The sequence below is a fragment of the Trueperella sp. genome, from assembly GCF_043424875.1.
Classification (GTDB): Bacteria; Actinomycetota; Actinomycetes; order Actinomycetales; family Actinomycetaceae; genus Trueperella.
Window position 1 is genome coordinate 1 of the sequence record NZ_JBHWPL010000014.1, and the last position, 4,042, is coordinate 4,042.

Below are 4,042 nucleotides of genomic sequence, written 5' to 3' on the forward strand. Positions count from 1 at the left end.
CGAGACTTCCTGAGTCTCTTCTGGTGCGGCAACGGCCGCCTGAACGCCTTGCGTCGGACAAGTCACTTTTTAAAAGTATGCGATACTCTTCGATTCCCTTACCAGGCGTTTCGGAGACGCGACTTCAACACCAGATTCATACGCTCGGCCCACCTCCCGTGTTCTTGGGACTCCCGCACCTTTCTTATTGGCGCCCGAACCTACACAATGGCACCATGAGTAGTTTTGATACCAGCAAACTCACTGTCGTCGGCGCCGGATCGGTGGGCACCGCACTCGCCTACGCCGCCCAGATCCGCGGATCCGCCTCAACCATCGCCCTGTATGACGTCAACGAACAAAAGGTTGAAGCCGAAGTGCTCGACCTCTCGCATGGCTCCCAGTTCATGCTCGCAAGCCAGATTATTGGCGGGGCGAACATGGAGGTCACGGCCGGATCCGACGTCGTCGTTATTACTGCCGGAGCCAAGCAGCAGCCCGGCCAAACGCGCCTTGACCTCGCGGCGAAGAACGTCTCCATTCTCGAAGGCATGCTGCCCAAGCTCGTGGAGTATTCGCCCGAGGCGATCTACATTCTCGTCACCAATCCCGTGGACGTCCTCACCTTTGCCGCCACGCAGATCGTGGATCTACCCGCGGGGCGTATTTTCGGGTCGGGCACGGTACTTGATTCCTCCCGGTTGCGCTGGCTCGTCGGCCGCACGATCGGAGTCTCGGTTCGCTCGGTGCACTCGATGATGATCGGCGAGCACGGAGATTCGGAATTCGCGATGTGGTCCTCCGCTACGATCGGCCAGATTCCGCTTCGGGAATGGACCGGCGACGACGGCGAGCAGGTCTTCACCCCAGAACTCCTCGACTCAATCGAAGACGAGGTCATCAACGCCGCCTACCGCATTATCGAGGGCAAGGGCGCAACGAACTACGCGATCGGCATCTCCGGGGCGCGAATCGTGGAAGCCGTGATCGGCGACCAGAAGTCCATCCTGCCGGTGTCCACGGTTGGCAGCTCAGCGGACCCGGCCATTGCCCTGTCGGTCCCCTCGCTCGTTGGCCGCTCCGGGGTCATCCGCCCGCTGGATATGGCACTCGACGACGCCGAGCAGGCCAAGCTCGACCATTCGATCGCCACACTGCGTGAATCGATCGCGAGCGTGGGATACCAGCCCTAGAGATTCGCTGGTTTATGGGCACTGGCGATGGAAATGCGATTGAACGCGTTGATCAAAATGATCGTCCATTCTAGTGCGCCGATCTGCTCGTCGGTGTAGTAATCGCGAGCTTCATCGACCACCATGTCGCGGTCCGTCTTGTGATCCATCACGGTGAAAGCCTCGGCGAGCTCTAGCGCCACGCGCTGCTCGGGAGTGAACGGCGCTTCAAGATCGCGCCAGACCGGGATGAGGTCAATCAGTTCCTGCTTCATGCCCGCCTTGCGCAACGCCGGGACGTGGGAGCTCATGCACGCCACGCAACCGTTGATCTGCGACACGCGCACGTTGACCAGCTCGAGGATTTCGTCCGTCAACCCGTGACTTTTGGCCACTTTGCGCGAATCCATCGCCGCCTTGTTGAGCGGCTTTTGCATCTCGGGGTAGTTCTTGCTGATATTAAAACGAGTCATTCTCATCACCTGCCCTCAGTCTAGGTGATCGGACCAGCCCGGGTCGCTGCGAGCGCAACCTCGGCGACCGTGCGTCTAGTCGAACGCGACGCCCTGGCCCGGATCGCCCACGAGACTCAGGCACAGGTCGAGCTGCTCACGAGTGGTCTTGCCGAGGGCAAGCTCAGGGGGGTCGTCAAGGGCGAAGTATTGCGCGTCGCTCGTTTCGATGTTCGGCGCAAACTCTCCGCCGAGGACCTCGCACTCTACAAAGATCTTCCAGATACTCCACGGCAACTCGGGGCTGTTGTGCTTGGCGCGGTCGTGGATCGCCAGGATTCGGAGCGCCTTCGCGTCGAGCCCGGCCTCCTCCTTGACCTCTTTCTCCACGTTCTCACGCAACGTCAGCCCGATGTCAGCCCAGCCTCCCGGCAACGCCCACCCATCGGCGTCGTGAACCAAGAGCACCTGCCCGTCGCGAACGATCACCGCCCGCGTATCGAGCTTGGGCGTTTGGTATCCGGATTCGTTGTTGAACAGATCGGCGACGACGGCGGTAGGCATCTGCGTATAGGCCGCGAGGATCTCCGTGGAGATGTCGCGCAGGCGCGTGTAGCGCTCGTGATCGAAGGCGTCGGTGGAATATGTCAGGCCGATCTGGGCGATGGCCTGAATCTCCATCGCCCAATCGAGCCACTGCCTCTCGCTACGCATATCTCCACGTTAGCCGACGCGACTGGCTAGTCCATCTGTGTCACTTGGCTCAGCGCCTGCGTAAACACCTCGGCCGGCTGCGCGCCCGAGACGGCGAGCTTGCCATCGAAGATGAAGAACGGGACGCCTTGGATGCCAAGTTGACGCGCCGAACGGATCTCGGCGTTCACATGATCGGTGTAGTCCTTACCCTCGGCAATCTCGCGCACGCGATCGGCGTCGAGGCCAACCTCTTCGCCGAACGCCACCAGCTGGTCCACGTCCGCCACGTTCTTGCCATCGGTGAAGTAGCCGATCTTCACCACGTGATCCCACTCGTTGCCCTTCCCCTGCTCGCGCGCGTAGTGGCCGACGCGGTGCGCGTCCCAGGTGTTCACGATCGGCGCCTCGCGCCAGTTAAAGGTCAGCCCAACCTCCGCCGCGCGATGAACGAGCATCTCCTGCATCTGATCAACCTGCTCGCGGCCCATACCCTTCCCCTTCTCGAAGTATTCGTAGGGGTCGGTGGCCTCCTTGGGCGCGTTGGGGTCAAGCTGGAACGATCGCCACGTGACCTCGACGTCGTCGGCCCCCTCGAATGACTCGAGCGCGATGGCAAGGTTGCGCTCACCGAGCGTGCAAAACGGGCAGATGTAATCGGACCAAATATCAATCTTCATATCCCCATCATGGGCGAGAGTCTTGAATAATTCCATGATGCCCAGCACGTGCGCGGGCCGAGCCTGTAAATACGCTGGGATTTGCTCCAAGCCCTGACATCGAGTGGCCGCATGGGTCTACACTGCACATCAATGACTGTTCAATCGATCGACGTCCGCATCACCGAACCACAGGTGTGCCGTGCTCCCGCGCGCAGGTCTCACGTTCGAGACATTGCGACAGTGCTCATCGTGGTCGCGCTCCTCGTGGGACTCAACCTCGTCTCCAAACTCACCGCGCTCTCGAGCTGGTTCTTCAGCGTGCCCGTGGGCGTTGGGCTCATTCTCATCGTCGGGCGGGCCATGGGTATCACGTGGAATGACATCGGCCTATCGCGGCAGACTCTCAAGAAGGGTCTGTGGTACGGCTCGGTGGCGAGCGTGATCGTGCTGGTCGGCGTGACGATCGGCCTCCTGCTGCCGCTCACCCGGCCGCTGTTCTTGGACGAAGGCTTCGCCTCCATGCGCACCGCCCTCGTCAGCGCTTTCGTCATCATCCCGCTCCAGACGGTCCTTCCGGAGGAGCTCGCATTTCGCGGAGTCCTCCACAGCTCGCTCAGCAAACTGGGCGGATTCCGGGTGGCTGTCATCGCCGGCTCGGGTCTGTTTGGGTTGTGGCACGTGACGTCCTCGCTGGACATGGCCGCCGGAAACCGGGGGCTGACGGCCGTGCTGGGCCACGGAACGTTCGCCCAACTCATCGGGATCGCGCTCGCCGTATTGGCGACGTCGATCGCGGGGCTCGCGTTCACCTGGCTCCGCCATCGTTCTGAATCGATTCTCGCGCCCATGGGCCTCCACTGGGCATTCAACGGGTGCGGAGCGCTCGCCGCGGCGATTGCGTTCCAGATGTAGCACGGCTAGGCGGGGGTGGGTTTCTAGCCGCGCGGGGGTTTCTGGAGCAGGTAAACGACCTCGGGGGTCCAGCCAGAAATCCGAGTGGTGCCATGCTGTGTTTGCAGTGGCGTCCATGAACTCTCAAGGTACGCCTTGGCACTGAGTGACACTCCAGAGTATTCGCCCGCAA

The 4,042-nt window shown here is 61.6% G+C and carries 5 protein-coding genes; 2 read left to right on the forward strand and 3 right to left on the reverse strand.

Annotated features, from left to right (window positions below):
* Positions 1-215 precede the first annotated feature (215 nt).
* Positions 216-1,172, forward strand: coding sequence for an L-lactate dehydrogenase (locus ACHFFR_RS00755; RefSeq protein WP_394262358.1), 957 nt, complete (start codon positions 216-218; stop codon positions 1,170-1,172).
* On the opposite strand, the gene ACHFFR_RS00760 is transcribed toward ACHFFR_RS00755, so the two are convergent.
* From ACHFFR_RS00760 to ACHFFR_RS00770, 3 genes are all read right to left on the reverse strand, one after another.
* Positions 1,169-1,624, reverse strand: a complete 456-nt coding sequence (locus tag ACHFFR_RS00760; protein ID WP_394262359.1) for a carboxymuconolactone decarboxylase family protein — start codon at positions 1,622-1,624, stop codon at positions 1,169-1,171. The genes ACHFFR_RS00755 and ACHFFR_RS00760 overlap by 4 nt on opposite strands.
* A 75-nt stretch (positions 1,625-1,699) precedes the next feature.
* Positions 1,700-2,317: an NUDIX hydrolase N-terminal domain-containing protein gene (locus tag ACHFFR_RS00765; protein ID WP_394262360.1), complete on the reverse strand. Its 618-nt coding sequence runs from the start codon at positions 2,315-2,317 to the stop codon at positions 1,700-1,702.
* Positions 2,318-2,343: 26 nt separating this feature from the next.
* Positions 2,344-2,976 carry a DsbA family protein gene (locus ACHFFR_RS00770; RefSeq protein ID WP_394262361.1) on the reverse strand — a complete coding sequence of 211 codons (633 nt, stop codon included), beginning with the start codon at positions 2,974-2,976 and terminating at the stop codon, positions 2,344-2,346.
* A 132-nt stretch (positions 2,977-3,108) separates the two neighbouring features.
* On the opposite strand from ACHFFR_RS00770, the gene ACHFFR_RS00775 reads away from it, so the two are divergent.
* On the forward strand, positions 3,109-3,870 hold the full coding sequence (locus ACHFFR_RS00775) for a CPBP family intramembrane glutamic endopeptidase (protein ID WP_394262362.1): 762 nt from the start codon (positions 3,109-3,111) through the stop codon (positions 3,868-3,870).
* Positions 3,871-4,042: the final 172 nt, after the last annotated feature.

Bases quoted from the DNA above. Each gene is read 5' to 3' on its own strand.
- ACHFFR_RS00775 (WP_394262362.1), top strand. From the start codon at position 3,109: ATGACTGTTCAATCGATCGACGTCCGCATCACCGAACCACAGGTGTGC.
- ACHFFR_RS00765 (WP_394262360.1), bottom strand. From the start codon at position 2,317: ATGCGTAGCGAGAGGCAGTGGCTCGATTGGGCGATGGAGATTCAGGCC.
- ACHFFR_RS00760 (WP_394262359.1), bottom strand. From the start codon at position 1,624: ATGACTCGTTTTAATATCAGCAAGAACTACCCCGAGATGCAAAAGCCG.
- ACHFFR_RS00755 (WP_394262358.1), top strand. From the start codon at position 216: ATGAGTAGTTTTGATACCAGCAAACTCACTGTCGTCGGCGCCGGATCG.
- ACHFFR_RS00770 (WP_394262361.1), bottom strand. From the start codon at position 2,976: ATGAAGATTGATATTTGGTCCGATTACATCTGCCCGTTTTGCACGCTC.